Raw genomic sequence first — 19,132 nt, 5'->3', positions numbered from 1 at the left:
GGAATGCTTCCCGAGCCGGGGGTCGTGCCGTCCGCGCTGGCGGAGCCGACGGTCCGGGTGCGCGGCGGCTGGACGGCCGCCGTCGTGCTGGCGAACGTCGGCGTCTTCGCGGCCTGGCTCGGGCCGATCCAGGTGCTGCTGGCGAAGCAGTCCGAAGCCGTTGCACCGGGCAACAAGGAATACGTTTTCGGGCTGGTGACCGGCGTCGGCGCGGCGGTGTCGGTGGCGGCGAATCCGGCGTTCGGTGCGCTGTCCGACCGGACCACGTCCCGGCACGGCCGGCGTGTTCCGTGGGTGATCGCCGGTGCCGTTGGCGGGGCCATCGGTCTCGGGATCCTGTCCGGCGCACACGTGATCGCGCTGATGCTGGTCGGTTGGTGCCTGATGCAGCTGTTCGGCAACGCCCTCCTCGCCGCGGCCACGGCCGTCGTACCCGACCGGGTTCCCGTCGCCCAACGGGGTGTGGTCGGCGGCTGGGTGGCCATCTCCCAGGTCCTCGGCGCCCTGGTCGGAACGGCACTCGCGGCCGCGTTCGAGAGCTACACGCTCGGGTACGTCGCCTGCGCCGCGTTCCTGCTGGTTTCCGTGGTGCCGTACCTGCTCCGCAGCCACGACGTCCCGCTGACGGAGCGTCCGCCGTTCGTGCTCGGCGCGTTCCTGAAAGGCTTCTGGATCAGCCCGCGGCGCTACCCGGACTTCGGCTGGGCGTGGCTGACGCGGTTCCTGTTCAACGTGGGCAACGCGTTGGGCACGCTGTACCTCTTCTACTACCTGCAGGACAAGGTCGGCATCGACGACCCGGACACCGGCGTCCTGATCCTGACCGCGATCTACAGCGTGTGTGTGCTGGTGACCGCGATCAGCTCCGGACGATGGTCGGACCGGTCGGGCCGGCGGAAGGTGTTCGTCACCGCATCCGGCTGGGTGATGGCGGTGGCGGGCGTCGTCCTCGCGGTCTGGCCGACCTGGCCGGGCGCGATCCTCGGCGCGATCATCCTCGGCTCGGGGTTCGGCGTGTACCTGTCCGTGGACTTCGCGCTGCTGACCGAGGTCCTGCCGAGCGCCCGCGACCGCGGCAAGGACCTCGGCGTCATCAACATCGCGAACTCGTTGCCGCAGGTGCTGGCACCGGCCATCGCCGCGCCGATCGTCAAGCACCTGGGCGGCTATCCGGTGCTCTACTTCCTGGCGTCCGCGGTCACGCTTCTGGCCGGCGTACTCGTCACGCGGATCCGATCGGTGAGCTGAGCGGCCAGCCGCCCGTCGGCGGGTACGGCGATGTGCTCCAGACCGAGCCAGTCCGCCATCAGGTGGAGCTCGGCCGCCAGTTGCTCGACGAAGTCGGGTGCCCCCGGCTCGGCGGTGAGGGTCGGCACGACCAGGGTCGAGTTGGGCCGGTCGGCCTTGAGGTCGACGCGTGCCACGAGCTGGTCGCCGAGGAGGAACGGGAGAACGTAGTACCCGTGGACGCGCTGCGGCGCCGGCGTGTAGATGCTGATCCGGTAGAAGAAGTCGAACAGGTGGTGCGTGCGGTCGCGGTTCCAGATCAGCGGGTCGAACGGCGAGAGCAGCGCCTGCGCCTCGACCGGGCGGTCCTCGGCCTCGTGCCACAGGTACGACTGCTGTTTCACGCCCTCGACCCGCACCGGGACCAGGTCGCCGGCCTCGACCAGTTCGGCGATCACCTCGCGACCGGTTGCGGCAGGCAACGGGAAGTGCGCCTGGCCGCTGCCGCCGCAGAGCTCCTTCAGCGTCGCGACGCCCAGACCGCGCGCCGCGATCCGGACCAGCTCACGCCGTGCCTCGTCGGCGGTCGGCACCGGCGCGTCGAGCACGTCGGCGGGCAGCACACGTTCGGTCAGGTCGTAGATCCGCTCGAAGTGCCGGCGGCCCGCGATCGTCACCTGGCCGGTGCAGAACAGGTACTCGATCGCGATTTTCGCGTCCTGCCAGTTCCACATCGTGCCGGTGGTCGGATCGGGGTCCGGATCGGTGCGCTTGCGCCGGACGCCGTCCGGGCTCGCCTCGCCCGCGGTCAGCGGCCCTTGTTCGGTCACGAGCCGCAGGACCTGGTCGACGTACCCGGGTCGCTCCGCCGTCAGCCGGCGCATCCCGGCGACGACCGACCACGGTGCGGTCACGTCCGGGCTCAGGTCCTCGCCCCACACCTGCCGCTCGGCGGCCAGCATCCGCCACCGCAGCAACGGGAAGACGCTCAACGGGAGCAGCGCTGCCTTGTGACCCCAGAAGTACTCGAACAGCTCCCGGTCCGCACCCCAGCTCAGCCGGTCCAGGCTCGCCCGCGAGTAGTTGCCCACTCGCGCGTACGCCGGCAGGTAGTGCGACCGGCACAACACGTTGACCGAGTCCAGTTGCAGGACGCCGGCGTGCCGGATCGCCGTCCGCACCCGCCGTACGTCGGTCCGCCCGCGCGCACCGCCGAACCCCTGCGCCCGCAGGGCGATCCGCCGCGCGCTCACCACCGAGACGTCATCACCAACGGCCGCCATGAACCGAACCTATACGCTGTCGGGAACACTTGGACGCTGGAGATGGACTTGCTCACGCCCACCCCGCACGAAATTGCGCGCGCATTCGAGCTAGGGGATCCCGACGGCGGGCTCACCCACGTCCGGCGCGGCGATGCCGACGCGTGGCGGCTGGACACCTCCACCGGAAGCTACTTCGTCAAGGGATACCTCCAGGACGTGACCGACCAGCTGACGGTCGCGATGGCGTTCGAGGGGCGCGCGCTCGAGGCGGGCCTGGACATGCCGGAGCCGGTCGAGCCGGCCGATCCGGTGGTGGGATGGGCCGCCCGAGTCGAGGATCGGCTGTTCCGGGTCCACCGATGGATCGAGCCGTTGAGCTGCGCGCCCGACGTCGACATCTGGCTCGGCCGGACGATGGCACAAGTTCATCAGTTGGAGCCACTCGGCGGGGGAGACTTGCCTGAGTGGTGGCGGCAAGCGATCAAACCGCCCGCGGTCTGGGACGACTGGATCGCCGAGGCACCAAGCCGGGATGTCGGGTGGGCGGATCGGCTGTCGGACAGCCTTCCGCTCATCCACGCCGCCACCGCGCGCCTCGCCGAGCTCTGCGACAACGGAGTACCGGACCTCGTGACAACTCATGGCGACTTCAAGCCCCACAACATCGTGCGCTCTCTGTCCGGACCCGTCCTGGTGGATTGGGACAGCGTCCGCATCGACAGCGCAGCCCTGGAGGCAGGTCGCACCGCCTACATCTTCGGAGGGGGCGATCCCGAGCGGATCCGGGGAATACTCGCTGCGTACGTCGATGCTGGTGGTGCCCTGGCCTGGGCCGGCCCGGATCTGTTCCTCAGCGTGGCGAGAAATCACCTCCAGGTGCTGAGCGACCTTGTCCAGGCGTCACTTGGACAGACAGCCGCGGCCCCCTGGATGGGCGACCACCGAACAATCGACGCTGCTATCGGCAATCGCCTCCAAGACCTTTCCGGCAAGCTGGAAGGCCGTGCGGGCTAGCTGATGCCCAGCCGGGACCAGAGCCGCCACCCTCGGCGACCTGGGCGGGCACCGATCGCGGCGGGCTTATAGGCGGCCGTCTCCGCGAAACCACGGCCGACGGCTTGTGTTGCCTGAGAACGACTGAGAGGCGACCCTCAACGCCCAGACGGGACTAGGGTCCTGGTCGAAGATGACGATGAGTTCCGTGCGCTCGGATTCTCGCCTGGAATCCGTTCGCCTACTCGACTTCACCAGGGTCGTACCTCGTCGCCTGGCTCGGCGCCGCGCACCTCGGCCACAGTGAGCTCGTGGGCGCGTACGACGTGAACGTCTGGGCGCCTCATGAGCCGTCTGGCCTGCTTGGCATCCTGCGGGCCGCCGCGCATCCGCCAGGCACTCCCGTCGTTGTCGACCTACACGCGAGCATGTAGCGGCCGTGGCCACGTCAGCCAACCGCCGCTGGATCGAGCACATGATCACACTGCAGAGCTCGCACCGCTCCCCGGAAACGGCCGTCCCTGGGAGTCTCACCAACGTCGGAGTGAGAGCGCTGATCGCGGCAGCTCCGGACGCCGCAGCGCACGCTCTCTGGGCGGCATGAGCGCGCGGACGGATATCTGACAGCCACCGTCCGGTCCTAGGCTGCGACGGGTCGGCATGCGGCCACGAGGAGGCGAAACTGATGCACGCAGACGAAGGTGTGCTGATTGAGAAGTTGACGAGACTGGGTGTCGATGATCGGCAGGCCGCGGCGCGGTCCGAGATCAGTGAAAACATCCCCCAGTTGGCGTATGCCCGACTAGAACGACTCGTGCGGACGAATCTGCTGGGCCGACGCGAGAGCATGGACGTCTGGTGGACCAACCTTCAACGTGAGCGAGATCGTCGCCCGGGGTCACCCTCAACTGCTGTCGCAGAGGTGATCGGGAAGTGTCTCGCGGCCGGGATCACCTTGGACGAGCTGGCGGTGATTGTCGAGGACGTCGCGTCCGACACAGCGCAGGGCTTTGCATACCTCCTTGGCGACCCCCGCGACGACGAGCTTGACGACCCGAGCGACCTCCCGTCGTGGGCCCTTTGCGAGGTCAGCTCTGACGACGACGGCGCCAAGCTCACCGGCCGGACGATGGGCGCACTTCATGAATTCCTGGGGCCGACGGAATAGCGGCCGAGCGCGCGGGGAACTGCTCGCTCATCGGCAGATCCGTACGTTGCTCCCGACACGTGGACAGGGTTGTTGGCTGTCGCACGTCAGTTGGTGGAGATGTGTCGCGGATCTGTTGTCAGATCACAATCCGCCGCGGATCGCGAGCGGACTAGCGCCTGACGTCCTCGGCACTGGGCGATTGGGCATTGGCGGCGGTTCTGCGCGGCACGGTCCTTGGCGGGTTGGCCTGCTGGACGACGCCGGGCAGCGCGGCAACGTCACCGCCACGGGATCGCAGGCACTTGGGCCGTGGTGGCCGCGGACCCGTCGTCTCGTCGTCCGCGCGGTATTCATTCGCGGGCGGAAGCCCGCAGCTCGCCGGCGATAGCCGGCAACATCTCGGCGTTAGCCGGAAGCGGATGCACCGCGCTAAGCCGGGGGGAGGGTGGGAGCGCGCGTAGCGGGCGTGACGAGGAGCGGAGCGACGAGGAATCGCCGGCGTAGCACGCGTGGGCTGCTCTCAGGCGGCGATGGAGCCTGCGGGGGACGTCAGCCCTGGACCGTGGTGCCACCAGGTCACGAACCCGTCGCCTTGTCGTCCGCGCGGTGGTCGCTCGCGGGCGGCAGCCCGCAGCTCGCCGGTGATAGCCGGCAACATCCCGGCGTTAGCCGGAAGCGGATGCACCGCGCTGAGCGGGGGGGGAGGGCGGGAGCGCGCGTAGCAGGTGTGACGAGGAGCGGAGCGACGAGGAATCGCCGGCGTAGCACGCGTGGGCTGCTCTCAGGCGGCGATGGAGCCTGCGGGGGACGTCAGCCCTGGACCGTGGTGCCGCCAGGTCACGAGCCCGTCGCCTTGTCGTCCGCGCGGTGTTCGCTCGCGGGCGGCAGCCCGCAGCTCGCCGGTGATAGCCGGCAACATCCCGGCGTCAGCCGGAAGCGGATGCACCGCGCTAAGCGCGCGGAGGGTGGGAGCGCGCGTAGCGGGTGTGACGAGGAGCGGGGCGACGAGGAATCGCCGGCGTAGCACGCGTGGGCTGCTTGTCAGGCGGGGACGGGCTCGGTCTGGTAGTTGAGGTCCAACCGGCGGTAGGCCGCGCTCAGGAAGGCCAGCAGGACGACGACCAGCATCAACAGGCTCGCGGCGACGAACGCCAAGGCGATCCCGCGGGCCTGACCTGCGCCCAGCAGCCAACCGAACGTATCCCGACCGGACGCCGAGTCCATGTACGGGATCAGCAGGAACTGTGCAGCCGGACCGACCGCGAACGCGGCGATCGGGGTCGACGCGGTCTCGATGCTCTGGGCGAACCCGAACACCCGGCCCTGCTTCTCGAACGGGACCATCCGCTGCAGAATCGTCTGCTCGGCCGCTTCGGCGATCGGGATCAGCAGCAGGAAGCCGAACATCCCGAGCACCAGCAGCGACTGCCACTCGCGCACCGCCGTGCCCAGGCCGACGATCGCGATACCGACGTTGGCCAGCAGCAGCAACCGCAGCGGCGAGCGGCCGAGGCCGAAGCGGGCGACGAGCGCGCCGCCGGCGATGAAGCCGACGCTGGTGATGCCGAGGACGACGCCCCACGACTGGACCGAGAACAGGTTCAGCCCGTACGGGTCCATCAGCGCCATGAAGACGCCCATGATCAGGTTGTTGAAGGTGCTGAACAGGACCAGCGGAAGCAGCCCGGGTACGCCGCGCATCGTCCGCCACGCGGCGCGTACGTCGATCCGGCCGCGCTCGTGATGCGATGGCGTCGGCTCGTCGAGGTGGATCGCGAGCAGCAGGTGGACGAGCACCGCGACGGTGAACACGACGGCGATCGCGACCGTGCCGCCCATGCCGACGAACCCGACGGACAGGCCGCTGAGGACGCTGGTGATCAGGTGGGCGACGCCGTTGACCGTGCCGACCAGGCCGTTCGCCTTGTCGCGGCGGTCGGCCGGGACGAGCAGGGTCACGGCGGTCGAGAGGGCGATGCTGCGCAGCTGGCCGGCCGTGCTGCCGACCAGGACGAGCAGCGTGAACACCCAGAACCAAGCGCCGTGCCAGTCCGTGAGCCGGCGGCCGACCAGCGCGTACAGGACGCCGGCGAGCGCGAACGCGACGCCCGTGATCGAGGACGACAACGCCATCGCGGTCTTCTTGCGGTGCGAGTCGACGACCGCGCCGAAGATCGTCCCGGAGGCGGCCCCGATCAGCATCGAGACGCCGGAGACGACCGACGCCGCGAGCACCGAGTGCGTCACCAGGTACACCCAGAACGCGAAGCCGAAGCTCAGGAACGTGGTGGTCACGTTCGCGACCAGGGTGTTGATCAGCAACCGCCGGAATGTCGTGGTCATACTCCTACGTCGAACGCGGCTTCACGGAATTGACATGACGTCGCGAAGAACGGCGAAATCGTCCGGATCGAGCGGGACGAGGCCGCGGCGGAGCTGGTAACCCCAGTTCGCCTGGCGGGTGAGCTTCAGGTCGAGGTCGCGCAGCGCGGCCCGGCGTACCGGCAGGAACTCGATCCGCCGCCGCCACGGCTCGATCGTCCCGCGAGCGCCCATACTCATCGGTTCGGCCTGGTACGGCGCGTCGTCGGCGACCACCCCGAGCGCGGTGAACGCGCGCAGCGGCGACTTCTCGCCGTACCGCTCGGTCGGGGAATAGATCGCGAAACCGTCGCCCTTGCGGAGCCGGGCGACGCCGTACCGCTTGCCGTGGTTGAGCTGGATGAAACCGCCGTCGACGGCCCGCCGGGTGTGGTCCGCGGAGACCACACCCAGCCAGGCCTTGTTCAGATCGTTCATGCACCAACTGTCAGGCCGAATATGCGACATCTTTCGTCATAATTCGGCGGCGCAGTTTGCCGAGCAGCGGCGCCGCGATCAGCAGCAGGATGACGGCGTAGATGACGTACGCGACCGGGCCGCCGACCAGCCCCGAGGCGTCGCCGTTGGACAGCTGCAACGCCATCCGGGCCTGACGCTCCGCGATCGGACCGAGGATCACGCCGATGATCAGCGGCAGCACCGGCAGCCCGAACCGGCGCATCCCGAACCCGAGCAGGCCGAGCAGCAGGAGCAGCAGCAGGTCGAGCGGCTGCGCGTTCACGGCGTACGCGCCCATCGAGGCGAAGAAAATGATCCCGGCGTACAGGTACGGGCGGGGGATCTGCAGCAGCTTCGCCCAGGCCGGCGCCAGCGGCAGGTTCAGCAGCAGCAGGAACAGGTTGCCGATGAACAGGCTCGCGATCAGCGCCCACACCAGCTTCGGCTCGCGCTGGAACAGCAGCGGGCCGGGCTGGATGCCGTACGAGGTGAACGCGGCCAGCATCACCGCCGCGGTCGCGTTCGTGGGCAGACCGAGGGCGAGCATCGGCACCAGCGTTCCGGCGGCCGACGCGTTGTTCGCGGCCTCCGGTCCCGCCACGCCCTCGATCGCGCCGTGCCCGAACTCCTCGGGGTGCTTGGACAGCTTCTTCTCGGTCGCGTACGACAGGAAAGTCGGGATTTCCGCGCCGCCCGCCGGGAGCGCACCGATCGGGAACCCGTACGCCGTCCCGCGCAGCCAGGGCTTCCACGAGCGCCGCCAGTCGGACCTGCCCATCCACGGCCGGCCCACCGGGATCACCGTGCCCGGGTTCCGCCGCAGGTGCGCCGCGACCCAGAGCGCCTCGCCGACCGCGAAGATGCCGACGGCGACCACCACGACGTCGATCCCGTCGGCGAGCTGCGGGATCCCGAGCGTCAGCCGCTGCTGGCCGGTCACCTTGTCGATCCCGACCAGCCCGATCACCAGGCCGAGCAGCAGCGCCGCGAAGCCGCGGATCCGCGACGAGCCGAGCACCGACGTGGCGCCGGCGAACGCCAGCAGCATGATCGCCAGGTAGTCCGGCGCGCCCAGGCTGATCGCGAACTTCACCACCTGCGGCGCCACCAGCACCAGCAGCAGGGTCCCGATCGTCCCGGCCACGAACGACCCGATCGCGGCCGTCGCGAGCGCCTGCGCGGCCCGCCCGGCGCGGGCCATCTTGTTGCCCTCGATCGCCGTCACCACCGACGACGACTCGCCCGGGGTGTTGAGCAGGATCGACGTGGTCGAGCCGCCGTACATGCCGCCGTAGAAGATGCCGGCGAACATGATGAAGGCCTGCACCGGCTCGAGCCCGTACGTGATCGGCAGCAGCAGCGCGACCGTCATCGCCGGCCCGATCCCGGGCAGGACGCCGACCGCCGTCCCGACGGTGACTCCCAGCAGGGCCAGTAACAGGTTGAGCGGCGTCAGCACGTCGCCGAACCCGTTCAGCAGGTTCGTCAGGTTGTCCATCAGAGAATCCCTTGCAGTACGCCGGCCGGCAGGTTGACGCCGAGCCCGATCGCGAAGGCGTAGAACGTGATCAGCGCCAGCGCGACGGCGATCACCAGGTTGCGGACGTGGTGCCGGCTGCCGAGCGCGAACGCCGAGCCCCAGAACAGCACGGTCCCGCTGATCACCCAGCCCAGCGGCTCGATCAGCACCAGGTTCACCACGAACGCGGCGATCAGCAGCAGGACGGTGCGCCAGTCGACGGGCGACGTGACGTCGACGTCCTCGCCCTCCTCGGCCTCGCCGGTGCCGCCGCGCGCGACGTCCACGGCGTACAGCGCGGCCACCACCAGGAGCAGGACGCCGAGCACGATCGGGACCGGCTTCGGGCCGATCGGATCGTTGCTGTTGGCAATGTGCTGGATCCGGGCGGCGTCGGCGATCACCAGGGCGCCGACGACCGCCAGGAAGCCGCACACTCCGTACTGCGCACGATCCGGCCGCCGGGTAGCGGCCCAGCTCATCCGCGTCCTCGCTTCGCTCCGGGCGCGGATGAGGCACGATGCGGGCTGTGCTTGATGGTGAACTCGCTTCGCTCCTTCACGCTGCCAGCCCCAGCTTGGTCAGGATGTCGGCGACGGCCTTGTCCTGCTCGGTCAGGAACGTGCCGAACTGGTCACCGGTCACGAACGCGTCGGTCCAGCCGTGCTTCTGCAGCTCGGCCTTCCACTCCGCCGAGTCGTGCATCTTCGTCAGCGCGTCGATCCAGACCTTCTTGTCCGCGTCGCTGATCTCCGGCGGCGCCACGATGCCGCGCCAGTTCGTGAACACCAGGTCGATCCCGGAGCCCTTCAGCGTCGGCACGTCCTTGAGCGCGTCGATCGGCTGCTCGCTGGTCACCGCGAGGACGCGGACCTGGCCGCTCTCGACCTGGTCGAGGAACTCGCCGAAACCGCTGGCTCCGAAGGCGATCTTGCTGCCGAGCAGGGCGGGCAGCAGCTCGCCGCCGCCGTCGTAGGAGACGAAGTTGACGTCCTTCGGGTTGATGCCGACCGCCTGCGCGAGCTGCATCGGCAGCAGGTGGTCCGGGCCGCCCGGCGACGAGCCGCCGCCGACCGCGAGCCCCTTCGGGTTCGCCTTCCACGCGGTGACGAGGTCCTGGATGGTCTTGTACGGCGAGTTCTTCGGCACCACGATCGCGCCGGCCTCCTCGATCATCTTGGCGATCGGGGTGGTCTGGGTGAGGGTCGCCTTCGACTTCGACGTGTACGTCGCGCCGACCACGCCGAGCCCCATCTGCATCGCGAGCTTGCCGTTGCCCTTCTCGTTCACGATCCGCTGCAGGCCGACCGTGCCGCCGGCGCCCGGCAGGTTGAACACCTGCGTACCGGTCGCGATCTTCGCGTCCTCCATCACCTTCGCGGCGGTCCGCGCGGTGGTGTCGTACCCGCCGCCGGCGGTGTTCGGCACCATCAGCCGCAGCCCGGTCGCGGGCTTGCCGCTGTCGTCGTTCCCGGTGCCGGACTTGTTCGCGGTGGCTCCGCAGGCGGTCGCGCTGACCAGGGCGACCAGCGCGGTGGTGACCCAGAGCATCGGCCTAGACCTCATCGGCTGAGTCCTTTCAAGAGGGGATCAGGTGGCGACGATCGTGGACCTCCGGGGGTACGGGCGTCTGCATTGTGGCCGCAGCGGTGGTTGAGTTCATTGTGGTCACGAGGGGAACCTGAGTGAAGTGTGGCACTCGGGCGCTCGAGCGGTGATCATGCGGTGCGGAAGGCGACGAGGTGACAGAGGAGGTGACCATGGCGATCAGACTGCGGGGACGGCCAACCCTGGCCGGGCAGCTGCTCGTGCTGCAGTTGGCGATCGTGGTGGTCGTGCTCGTCGCCGTCGCCGCGGTCTCGCTCGCCCAGTCGGCCGCCACGTTCAACCGGGTCGAGGGCCGCCGGGTGACACTGCTCGCGGAGCAGCTGTCGGCGAGCCCCGCCCTGCGGTTCAGTATCCGCAACCCGGCGCCCGCGGAGATGCTCGCGCCGGCCCTGCAGACCAGCATCGCGCAGTCCGGCGTCACCTCGATCACGGTCGCCGACGCCGCAGGAAAGGTGATCGCGGCAACCAATGTGACGTTGATCGGGACCAAGCTCACATTGGGTGATCCTGACGTGCGGAAGGGCTGGTCCGGACAGCTGCGGGGCGACGACGGGATGGAGTTGGTCGCTCAGGTCCCGGTGCTGAGCGAGGGCAAGGACAAGTTCGGCAATCCGGACGGGACGCTCGGTGACCACATCGGCACCGTGATGGTCGGCGAGCGTTCTCCGTCGGTCCTGCAGCGGTTGCGGGGCGCGTCGTCGTACCTGGCGATCTATCTCGGGATCGCCTGCGTGCTCGGGCTGCTCGGGTCGTGGCTGCTCGCGCGCCGGATCAAGCGGCAGACGCTCGGACTCGAACCGCGGGAGATCGCCGGCCTGGCCGAGCACCGCGAAGCCATGCTGTACGGGCTCGCCGAAGGGGTCGTTGCCCTGGACCCCCATCTGCGCGTCACGCTGGTGAACGATGTCGGCCGGCGGCTGCTCGACCTGCCGTCCGGCGCGGTGGGCAAGTCGCTGCGTGACCTGGGGATCGAGGGGCGGCTGCGCGAGGTACTGGCCGGCGACGACGAGGCGCGCGACGCGGTCGTCGTACGGCGTGGACGGGTGCTGGTGATGAACCGGATGGAGGTGCTGAAGGACGGGCGGTCGCTCGGATCCGTGACCACGCTGCGGGACCGGACCGAGCTCGCGCAACTCGAGCGGGAGCTGGGCTCCTTCCGTTCGTCCGCCGAGCTGTTGCGGGCGCAGACGCACGAGTTCGCGAACCAGCTGCACACGATCTCGGGGCTGATCCAGATCGGGGAGTACGACGAGGTGGTCACGTACGTCGGCGCGCTCAACCGGTACCGGGAATCGCTCGACCTGACCGTGACGCGGCGGGTCCACGACACGACGGTCGCGGCTCTGCTGATGGCCAAGTCCTCCCTCGCGGCCGAGCGCCGGGTCGAGCTCCGGGTGTCCGAGCGGACCACGCTGCTGCGTCTTGATCCGGAGCTTTCCGCCGATATCGCGACCGTGCTCGGGAACCTGGTCGACAACGCCGTCGACGCTGCGGCCCAGTCCGGTACGCCGCTGTCGCCCGCGTGGGTCGAGGTCGAGCTCCGGCAGGACGCGACGAGCGTGGAGATCGTGGTCCGCGACTCCGGCCCCGGCATCGCACCGGAGCTGGCGCAGGAGGTGTTCGCGCACGGCTTCACCACCAAGGCCGCGGCCGAGGGCGAGCGCGGGATCGGCCTGGCGATGACGCGCCTGATCTGCCGGCGCCGCGGCGGCGAGGTCGCGGTCACCAACCTGTCCGAGGGCGGCGCCGCGTTCGTGGCGCGGATGTCGACCCAGCGGACCCCGGAAGGAGCCCGATGATCACGGTCCTGGTCGTCGACGACGACTTCATGGTCGCCCGCATCCACCGCGGGTTCGTCGACCGGGTCGACGGTTTCGAGGTCGTCGGCACGGCGAACTCGGGCGACCAGGCGGTCGCCGCGCTCGCCGACCTGACTCCCGATCTCGTCCTGCTCGACCTCTACCTCCCCGACGTCTTCGGCCTCGACCTGATCGCCCGGCTGCGCGCCGTCCGGCCCGACGTCGACATCCTCGTCATCACCGCCGCCCGCGAGGCCGACGCGGTGCGCGGCGCCGTCCGGCAAGGGGTCGTCAACTACCTGCTGAAACCCTTCGGTTTCGAGGACCTCCGGACCCGGCTCCAGGAGTACGAGCGCCGCCGCGCCAGCGTCCCCGACCAGGTCACCTCCCAGGCCGACGTCGACCGCGTCCTCGCTCCCACCCGCCAGTTGGTCAACCGCCTCCCGAAGGGCCTCAGCCAGGAGACCGCCGACCTGGTCACGTCCGCCCTCCGCGCCACCCCCGACAGCCTGTCGGCCGCCGAATGCGCCGAAAAAGTAGGCATCTCGCGCGTCAGCGCCCGCCGCTACCTCGAGTTCTACGCCGCCCAAGGCCGAACCGACGTAACCCTCCGCTACGGCACCACCGGCCGCCCCGAACGCCGCTACACCTGGAGAGCCTGACGGCTTCAGTGGGAGGAGTCGGCGGCGCGGGCGGCTTGTTCGATCTGGGCGCGGTGGGCCGGCCAGTCGATGTCGGGGTCGGTGTCCGCGGTGTTGTCGAGTTGTTCGCGGAGGATGTCGGCGTGCCCGGCGTGACGGTTGGTTTCGGTGAGGACGTGGACCATGACGTTGAAGAGCATCACCTCAGGCCGCGGCCACCAAGGGACGGTGGCCCGGGCGTCGATCGGGAGTGCGGTGATGGTCGCGTCGGCGTGCGCGCAGGCGCGGTCGTAGTTGGTGAGGATCTGCGCGCGCGTCTCGTGCTCGGTGACCCAGAGGTGGTCGTGGCTCGCGTAGCCGGGGTCGGTGAAGCTCGGGAGCGGGTCGGCGTACGGGCGGTCGAAGATCTCGCCCAGGTAGCGCGCCTCGGTGATCGTCAGGTGCTTGATCAGGCCGAGGAGGTTGGTGCCGGTGTGGGTGAGCGGCCGCCGTACGTCGTACTCGGACAGGCCGTCGACCTTGGACACCAGGGACTGGCGCACCCAGCGGAGACTGTCGTGCAGGTAGCCCTTCGCGAACTCGTCGATCATGCTGCCCGGCTAGTCCTCGACCAGTTCTACGGAGGCGGCGTGGCGTTCGGCCAGGGCGTGGTAGACGGTGGCGTTGTGGTCCACGAAGAGCTTGGCGGTGCCGTCCAGCGGGATGATCTTCTTGGCGGGGCTGCCCATGGCGACCGACTCGGGTGGGATCACCGAGCCGGGTGTGACGGTGGAGCCGGCGGCGACCAGTGAGCGCTCGCCGACCACCGCTCCGTCCAGGACGATCGCGCCGTTGCCGACGAGGGCCTGTTCACCGATGGTGCAGTCGTGGACGAGGCACTGGTGGCCGACGGTCGCGTTCGGGCCGATCTCGCAGCCGTTGTGGCCGACGTGGATGACGGTGTTGTCCTGGATGTTCGCCCCGGCGCGGATCGTGATCGTGCCGAGGTCGGCGCGGATCACGGCGCCGTACCAGATCGACACCCCGGCCTCGACGACGACGTCGCCGACGAGGGTGGCGGTCGGCGCGATCCACGCGTCGGGGTGAACGGTCGGACGCTTACCTTCGAACGAGTACAGCGGCATGCAGCACAGCCTAGGTGAGCGTGGTCCCGCTCGCCGCCGAGGCCTCCGGCCCCAACTAGGGTGTGCGGATGCGTAAACCAGTCGCGGGCTTCGCAGCGTTCGGTCTGTTCTGGGGCGCGTGGGGCGCGATCCTGCCCGCGATCCGGGCGGGCGCCGGGGTGAGCGACGGTGAGCTCGGTGTGGCGCTGCTGATGATCGGGCTCGGGGCGCTGGTGTCGATGCGGCTGACCGGCTACCTGATCGACCGGTACGGCGGTGTCGTGCTGCCGGTCGTGATGGTGCTGTTCGCGCTCTGCGGCGTACTGCCGGCGCTGGCCGGATCCGTCGTCTCGCTGAGCGCCGCGCTGTTGTTGCTGGGAGCAACCTCTGGCGCGACGGACGTGGCGATCAACGCGGCCGGATCGCATGCCGAGGCAGTCACGCAACGCCCGGTGATGAACCTCGCCCACGGCATGTTCTCGGTCGCGGTCGTGGTGGCCAGCCTCGGTACGGCGGGGCTCCGGGCCGCCGGTGCCGGCGCGCTGCCGGTGCTCGGTGGCGCGGCGGCGCTGATCATGATCACCACGATCGTCGCCCTCGCGCCCGGAGCAACGAAGACCGTCCGGACGGCCACCAGCGAGAAGCCGGAGCGCGCCGGACTGCAGCCCGTGCTCCTCGTCCTCGGCGCGCTGTGCGCACTCGCCTACCTGGTCGAGAACGCCTGGCAGAGCTGGAGCGCCGTCCACCTCGACACCTCACTCAACGCCCCGGCAGGCCTCGCGTCGATCGCACCGGCGGTCTTCGCCGCGGCAGCCGCCACCGGCCGCTTTGCCGGCAACGCGTTCCTGAAGCGCATCCAGCCGGTACCGCTCCTGGTCATCGGCGCCGCTGTGGCCGCGATCGGATCGCTCGTCGCGGCTTCGGCTGGCACCCCGTGGGCGGCACTGACCGGTATCGGAATCGCCGGCCTCGGTACGTCGGTGTGCGCGCCGACCATCATCGGAATGGCGGGCGCCTGGGCCGGGCCGGAGCGTCGCGCGGGGGCGATCGCGGTGGTGACCACGATCGCCTACCTCGGCTTCCTGGTCGGCCCGGCGGCCGTCGGCGCGCTCTCGTCGGCCTGGTCGCTGCCGGCCGCGCTGGCGAGCGTCGCCGTACTCGCGGTGGTCGTTGCTGCCCTCGCCCCGGTCGCGGGGCGGCTGGTCGGGAGCCGGATTCGCCCGACGGTGAAAGGGATGTGAAAGAGCCTGGTACGAGGCTACGGTGACAGGATCGATCGAGGAGGGTGGCATGACGGAGATCGCGAAATCGGGTGCCGCGGTGATCAGCCGGGCCGACGGGCGGGACGACGGCGAGGAGTGGACCGAGAACTACACCGAGCTGCCGGGTGGTGCCGGAGTCTCGCTGATTCTCGAGTCGACCACGCAGGAGGGTGTCGGGCCACGGCTGCACCTGCACCCGTACGCCGAGACGTTCATCATCCGGCGTGGTTCGGCGACATTCACCGTCGACACCGAGGAGATCGTCGGCAAGGCCGGCCAGATCCTGGTGGTCCCGGCCGAGACGCCGCACAAGTTCCGGACCGGCCCCGGCGGCTACGAAGCGGTGCACATCCACGCCAACCCGACCTTCGAAACCACCTGGCTGGAGTAGCTACTCCGGGGGAGTGAACGCGGCCAGCAGGGTCGCGGTGATGTACGGCGCGGCGTCGTCGGAGGTGATCCGGCCGGCCTGGATCTCGGTGGCGGCGCCGTGCATCACGTTGTGCATGACGCTGACCAGCCATGACGTCGGCAGGTCGGTGCGGAACGCTCCTTCGGTGCGGCCGCGTTCGAGCAGCCGCTCCACGCGGGCCATCGGATCGGCGTGCAATTCACGCACGCGGCCGGGCGGCAGCGCGTCCTGAGCCGCCATCAGCAGCGCCCGGTACTGGTCGACCAGGTGCCAGCTCGACTCGATCAACCGGGTCAGCGCCGCCCGCGGGTCCCCGCTCAGATCGACCTGCCCCAACGTCTCCTCGCCGGTCGCGATCGCCTGCACGAACACCGCGTCGACCAGCTCGGCCCGGGACGGGAAGTGCCCGTACAGGGTCACGCGCCCGACGCCGGCCGCCTTTGCGATCTCCGACGTGCTGACCGCCGGATCGCGGCTCAGGCACTCGGCCGCGGCGGTCAGGATCGCCGTGATGTTGCGCTGCGCGTCCGCGCGTCTGGTGGTGACAACCATCCGGGACCTCCCTGATCTTGAACACCACTGTACGAATTCCTCTTGTCGAACACCAGTGTACGAGTTACCGTACCCGCATAACCCGTACACACATGTTCAACTTAAGGACGAGACCATGACTCAACCCGACCCCCGGCGGTGGCGACTGCTGGGGCTGCTCGCCGTCGCGCAGTTCATGCTGATCCTCGACGTCACCGTGGTGGCGATCGCGCTGCCGAACATCGAGACCGACCTGCACCTCCAGCGCGAGACCCTGACCTGGGTGGTCAGCGCCTACACACTGATGTTCGGCGGCCTGATGCTGCTCGGCGGTCGCGCCGCCGACCTGTTCGGCTCCCGTCGCGTCGTCCTGACCGGCCTGATGGTGTTCACGCTCGCCTCGCTCGTCACCGGGCTCGCCACCGGGCCGGGAGTCCTGCTGGGCGGCCGGGTCGCGCAAGGCATCGGTGCCGCGATGCTCTCGCCGGCGGCGTTGGCCGTCGTCACGAAAACGTTCGACGCGGAGGAGCGCAACAAGGCCCTCGGTATCTGGTCGGCGATGGGCGGTGGCGGCTCCGCGATCGGGGTACTGCTCGGCGGTCTGCTCACCGCGGGTCCCGGCTGGCAATGGGTGTTCTACATCAACCTGCCGATCGGGCTGGTCGTGTTCGCCCTGCTGCTCCGGATGCTGCCCGTCGACCGTCCGAGCGAGCAGCCGGGACGCCTCGACGTACCGGGTGCGCTGCTGGTCACCGCCGGCACGGGTACGGCGATCTACGCGCTGATCAACGCCGGCGACCACGGCTGGCTGTCGGCCGCGACGCTCGGCACGCTGGCCGGAGCCCTCGTGCTGTACGGCGTGTTCGCCTGGGTCCAGCGCACCGTGCGGTCGCCGCTGATGGACCTGCGGATCTTCAGCCGTCGCCCTGTCACCGCCGGCACGTTCATGATCCTGGTCGCGACCGCGCTGATGATCTCGATGTTCTTCCTCGGGTCGTTCTACCTGCAGCACTTCCAGCAGTACGGCGCCCTGCGCACCGGCCTGCTGTTCCTGCCGGTGGCGGTCGCGGCGATCGTCGGCGCCCAGGTGGCCGGGCACCTCGTCGGCCGGACCGGTGCGCGGCCGGTCGCGATCGCCGGGTTCCTGATCACCGCGGCCGGGGTGGCTGTCCCCGCGATCTGGGAGGGTACTGCCGTGGTCGTGATCGGGATGACCGTCGGGACGGTCGGGCTCGGTGCCACGTTCGTGGCGGCGTCGACCACGACCTTCGCGCAGATCGACCATCGTGAGGCCGGGCTGGCGTCCGGGATCCTCAGCACGTTCCACGAGTTCGGCGCGTCGCTCGGCGTCGCTGTCGTGTCGAGTGTCGCGGCGGCGAGTCTCGCGGGGACGGTGTCGACCGGTTTCACCCGTGGGTTCACGTTCGCCGCGGTCACCGCGGCGGTCGCTGCAGTCCTCGCGCTGGTCGTCGTACCGGCGTTCAAGCCTTCGACCGGAGGGGTTCATGTCCATTGAGATCCGCCGCGCTGCCGTCGCGGATGCGGAAGCCGTGCACACGATGCTGGGGGAGCTGGCCGACTACCAGGACCAGGGCGCGTACATGACCGCGAGTGTCGCGGACTGGCAAGGGTTCCTCGGGCGCGAGGAGGTGGTCGTGCTGATCGCGGAGGTCGACGGCGACGTGGCAGGCTACGTTTCCGCGCTGCGCCGGCCGTACCTGTGGGTGGGCGGTGACCAGTTGGCGTTGGACGACCTCTATGTCCGGGAGCAGTTCCGCGACGCGGGTGTCGGACGGCAGCTGATGCTGGGGCTGGCCCGGTTGGCGCTGCCCGACCGGCTGCCGATCGGCTGGGGGCTGCGTCTGGAGAACACGGCCGGATACCGCTTCTACGAACGCCTGGGCGCCAAGCTGGTCACGAAGACCGTGGCCGGCTGGAGCCCGGAGGCGTACGAGCGTCAGCTGAGCGAATAGGTCGCCGCGACCGGAAGGTGGTCGGACGCGAAGCTCACCGGGACCGTGACCGCGGTCGTCACCAGCTGCGAACTGTGCAGCTGGTAGTCGATCCGCTTGGTCGGCAACGGCACGGGACTGGTGAGCCCGAGTCCGAAGCCCTTCTCCGGCCAGGTGTCGGTCCAGTGCGTCGTCAGCGTCCTGACCTCGGTCGACGTCGGTACGGCGTTGAAGTCGCCGACCAGCAGCGTCGCCTCCGCGGCGTCCTTCAGCAGCGCGACGATCGCGTTCACCTGCTCCAGGCGCTCGCCGTCGTTGATCGTCGTGAGGTGCGTGTCGGCGAAGCGCAGCGGCGTACCGTTCACGTCGATCAAGGCCTCGAGCAGACCGCGCTGCTCACTGCCCGCGTGCAGCGGCAGCAGGCTGTTGCGGGAGTCGACGATCGGGTGCTTCGACAGCACGAGCGTCCCGTACTGCCGGCGCGGCTTGCCCGGCTCCGCGGGATCCCAGTCCAGGTTGGCGGCGAAGACGTAGTTCATCTTCAGCCGCGCCGCCAGCCAGGCCGGCTGGTCCACCCAGTTGCTGCGCGCGTCGAAGAACTTGTCGACCTCCTGCAGCCCGACGACCGCGGCGCCCGACGCCTCGATCGTCTTCGCGACCCGCTCCAGATCGAGCTTGCCGTCGACACCCGCGCCGTGGTGGATGTTGAACGTCAGGGTCTTCACGGTCGTGGCCTCCACCTTCGCGTGCGCGGTCAACGGTGACACGACAAGAAGTAGACACCCGGCCAGCGCGGCAAACATCCCCGATCGACGCATACGCGCAGTATTTCCGAGTACCGGGTCATTTT

At 69.6% G+C, this 19,132-nt stretch carries 19 protein-coding genes; 9 read left to right on the top strand and 10 right to left on the bottom strand.

Features of this window, described 5'->3' with window-relative positions; translation table 11 throughout:
* The first annotated feature begins 3 nt into the window (after positions 1-3).
* Entirely contained in the window at positions 4-1,248 is a 1,245-nt protein-coding gene (locus ABZW60_RS05145; RefSeq protein ID WP_355474187.1) for an MFS transporter, read from the top strand.
* Here ABZW60_RS05145 and ABZW60_RS05140 read toward each other — a convergent pair.
* Positions 1,179-2,510 (bottom strand): crosslink repair DNA glycosylase YcaQ family protein, encoded by a 1,332-nt coding sequence (locus tag ABZW60_RS05140; protein WP_355474185.1) that lies wholly within the window; start codon positions 2,508-2,510, stop codon positions 1,179-1,181. The genes ABZW60_RS05145 and ABZW60_RS05140 overlap by 70 nt on opposite strands.
* 42 nt (positions 2,511-2,552) lie before the next feature.
* Here ABZW60_RS05140 and ABZW60_RS05135 point away from each other — a divergent pair, with 42 nt between their 5' ends.
* Positions 2,553-3,506, top strand: a complete 954-nt coding sequence (locus tag ABZW60_RS05135) for a phosphotransferase (protein WP_355474183.1) — start codon at positions 2,553-2,555, stop codon at positions 3,504-3,506.
* 664 nt (positions 3,507-4,170) lie between these two features.
* Positions 4,171-4,653, top strand: coding sequence for a hypothetical protein (locus ABZW60_RS05130; protein WP_355474181.1), 483 nt, complete (start codon positions 4,171-4,173; stop codon positions 4,651-4,653).
* Positions 4,654-5,676: 1,023 nt separating this feature from the next.
* Here ABZW60_RS05130 and ABZW60_RS05125 read toward each other — a convergent pair.
* The 5 genes from ABZW60_RS05125 to ABZW60_RS05105 form a co-directional block, all read right to left on the bottom strand.
* Positions 5,677-6,978 carry an MFS transporter gene (locus tag ABZW60_RS05125; protein ID WP_355474180.1) on the bottom strand — a complete coding sequence of 434 codons (1,302 nt, stop codon included), beginning with the start codon at positions 6,976-6,978 and terminating at the stop codon, positions 5,677-5,679.
* Between the two features lie 21 nt (positions 6,979-6,999).
* Entirely contained in the window at positions 7,000-7,434 is a 435-nt protein-coding gene (locus tag ABZW60_RS05120; RefSeq protein WP_355474178.1) for an EVE domain-containing protein, read from the bottom strand.
* A 10-nt stretch (positions 7,435-7,444) separates the two neighbouring features.
* Entirely contained in the window at positions 7,445-8,953 is a 1,509-nt protein-coding gene (locus tag ABZW60_RS05115) for a tripartite tricarboxylate transporter permease (RefSeq protein WP_355474177.1), read from the bottom strand.
* Positions 8,953-9,456, bottom strand: coding sequence for a tripartite tricarboxylate transporter TctB family protein (locus ABZW60_RS05110; RefSeq protein ID WP_355474175.1), 504 nt, complete (start codon positions 9,454-9,456; stop codon positions 8,953-8,955). The genes ABZW60_RS05115 and ABZW60_RS05110 overlap by 1 nt, the downstream gene beginning before the upstream one ends.
* 76 nt (positions 9,457-9,532) lie before the next feature.
* Entirely contained in the window at positions 9,533-10,540 is a 1,008-nt protein-coding gene (locus tag ABZW60_RS05105) for a tripartite tricarboxylate transporter substrate binding protein (RefSeq protein WP_355474173.1), read from the bottom strand.
* A gap of 194 nt (positions 10,541-10,734) precedes the next feature.
* Between ABZW60_RS05105 and ABZW60_RS05100 the strand changes: the two genes are divergently transcribed.
* Together ABZW60_RS05100 and ABZW60_RS05095 are read left to right on the top strand one after the other, a co-directional pair.
* Entirely contained in the window at positions 10,735-12,381 is a 1,647-nt protein-coding gene (locus ABZW60_RS05100) for an ATP-binding protein (protein ID WP_355474171.1), read from the top strand.
* Positions 12,378-13,043 carry a response regulator gene (locus ABZW60_RS05095; RefSeq protein WP_355474170.1) on the top strand — a complete coding sequence of 222 codons (666 nt, stop codon included), beginning with the start codon at positions 12,378-12,380 and terminating at the stop codon, positions 13,041-13,043. Before ABZW60_RS05100 ends, ABZW60_RS05095 begins: the two co-directional genes overlap by 4 nt.
* A gap of 5 nt (positions 13,044-13,048) precedes the next feature.
* Here the strand turns inward: ABZW60_RS05095 and ABZW60_RS05090 are convergent, their stop codons facing one another.
* Together ABZW60_RS05090 and ABZW60_RS05085 are read right to left on the bottom strand one after the other, a co-directional pair.
* Positions 13,049-13,612, bottom strand: a complete 564-nt coding sequence (locus ABZW60_RS05090) for a DinB family protein (protein WP_355474169.1) — start codon at positions 13,610-13,612, stop codon at positions 13,049-13,051.
* 9 nt (positions 13,613-13,621) lie between these two features.
* The gene (locus ABZW60_RS05085; protein WP_355474167.1) at positions 13,622-14,146 is read right to left on the bottom strand and encodes a gamma carbonic anhydrase family protein; all 525 of its coding nucleotides are present in this window, start codon (positions 14,144-14,146) and stop codon (positions 13,622-13,624) included.
* Between the two features lie 68 nt (positions 14,147-14,214).
* Here ABZW60_RS05085 and ABZW60_RS05080 point away from each other — a divergent pair, with 68 nt between their 5' ends.
* Positions 14,215-15,366, top strand: coding sequence for an MFS transporter (locus ABZW60_RS05080; RefSeq protein ID WP_355474165.1), 1,152 nt, complete (start codon positions 14,215-14,217; stop codon positions 15,364-15,366).
* A gap of 49 nt (positions 15,367-15,415) precedes the next feature.
* A complete protein-coding gene (locus tag ABZW60_RS05075; protein ID WP_134003445.1) occupies positions 15,416-15,778 on the top strand; it encodes a cupin domain-containing protein in 363 nt (120 codons plus the stop codon).
* On the opposite strand, the gene ABZW60_RS05070 is transcribed toward ABZW60_RS05075, so the two are convergent.
* Positions 15,779-16,351: a TetR/AcrR family transcriptional regulator gene (locus tag ABZW60_RS05070; RefSeq protein ID WP_355474163.1), complete on the bottom strand. Its 573-nt coding sequence runs from the start codon at positions 16,349-16,351 to the stop codon at positions 15,779-15,781.
* A 115-nt stretch (positions 16,352-16,466) separates the two neighbouring features.
* Here ABZW60_RS05070 and ABZW60_RS05065 point away from each other — a divergent pair, with 115 nt between their 5' ends.
* Together ABZW60_RS05065 and ABZW60_RS05060 are read left to right on the top strand one after the other, a co-directional pair.
* Entirely contained in the window at positions 16,467-17,846 is a 1,380-nt protein-coding gene (locus ABZW60_RS05065) for an MFS transporter (protein WP_355474161.1), read from the top strand.
* Positions 17,836-18,303 (top strand): GNAT family N-acetyltransferase, encoded by a 468-nt coding sequence (locus ABZW60_RS05060; RefSeq protein WP_355474159.1) that lies wholly within the window; start codon positions 17,836-17,838, stop codon positions 18,301-18,303. Before ABZW60_RS05065 ends, ABZW60_RS05060 begins: the two co-directional genes overlap by 11 nt.
* Here ABZW60_RS05060 and ABZW60_RS05055 read toward each other — a convergent pair.
* Positions 18,288-19,049, bottom strand: a complete 762-nt coding sequence (locus tag ABZW60_RS05055; protein ID WP_355474157.1) for an endonuclease/exonuclease/phosphatase family protein — start codon at positions 19,047-19,049, stop codon at positions 18,288-18,290. The two genes, ABZW60_RS05060 and ABZW60_RS05055, sit on opposite strands and share 16 nt — an antisense overlap.
* Positions 19,050-19,132 lie beyond the last annotated feature (83 nt).

The sequence above is a fragment of the Kribbella sp. NPDC003557 genome (assembly GCF_040610805.1).
Classification (GTDB): Bacteria; Actinomycetota; Actinomycetes; order Propionibacteriales; family Kribbellaceae; genus Kribbella.
This window is presented reverse-complemented; position numbering and strand designations above follow the sequence as displayed.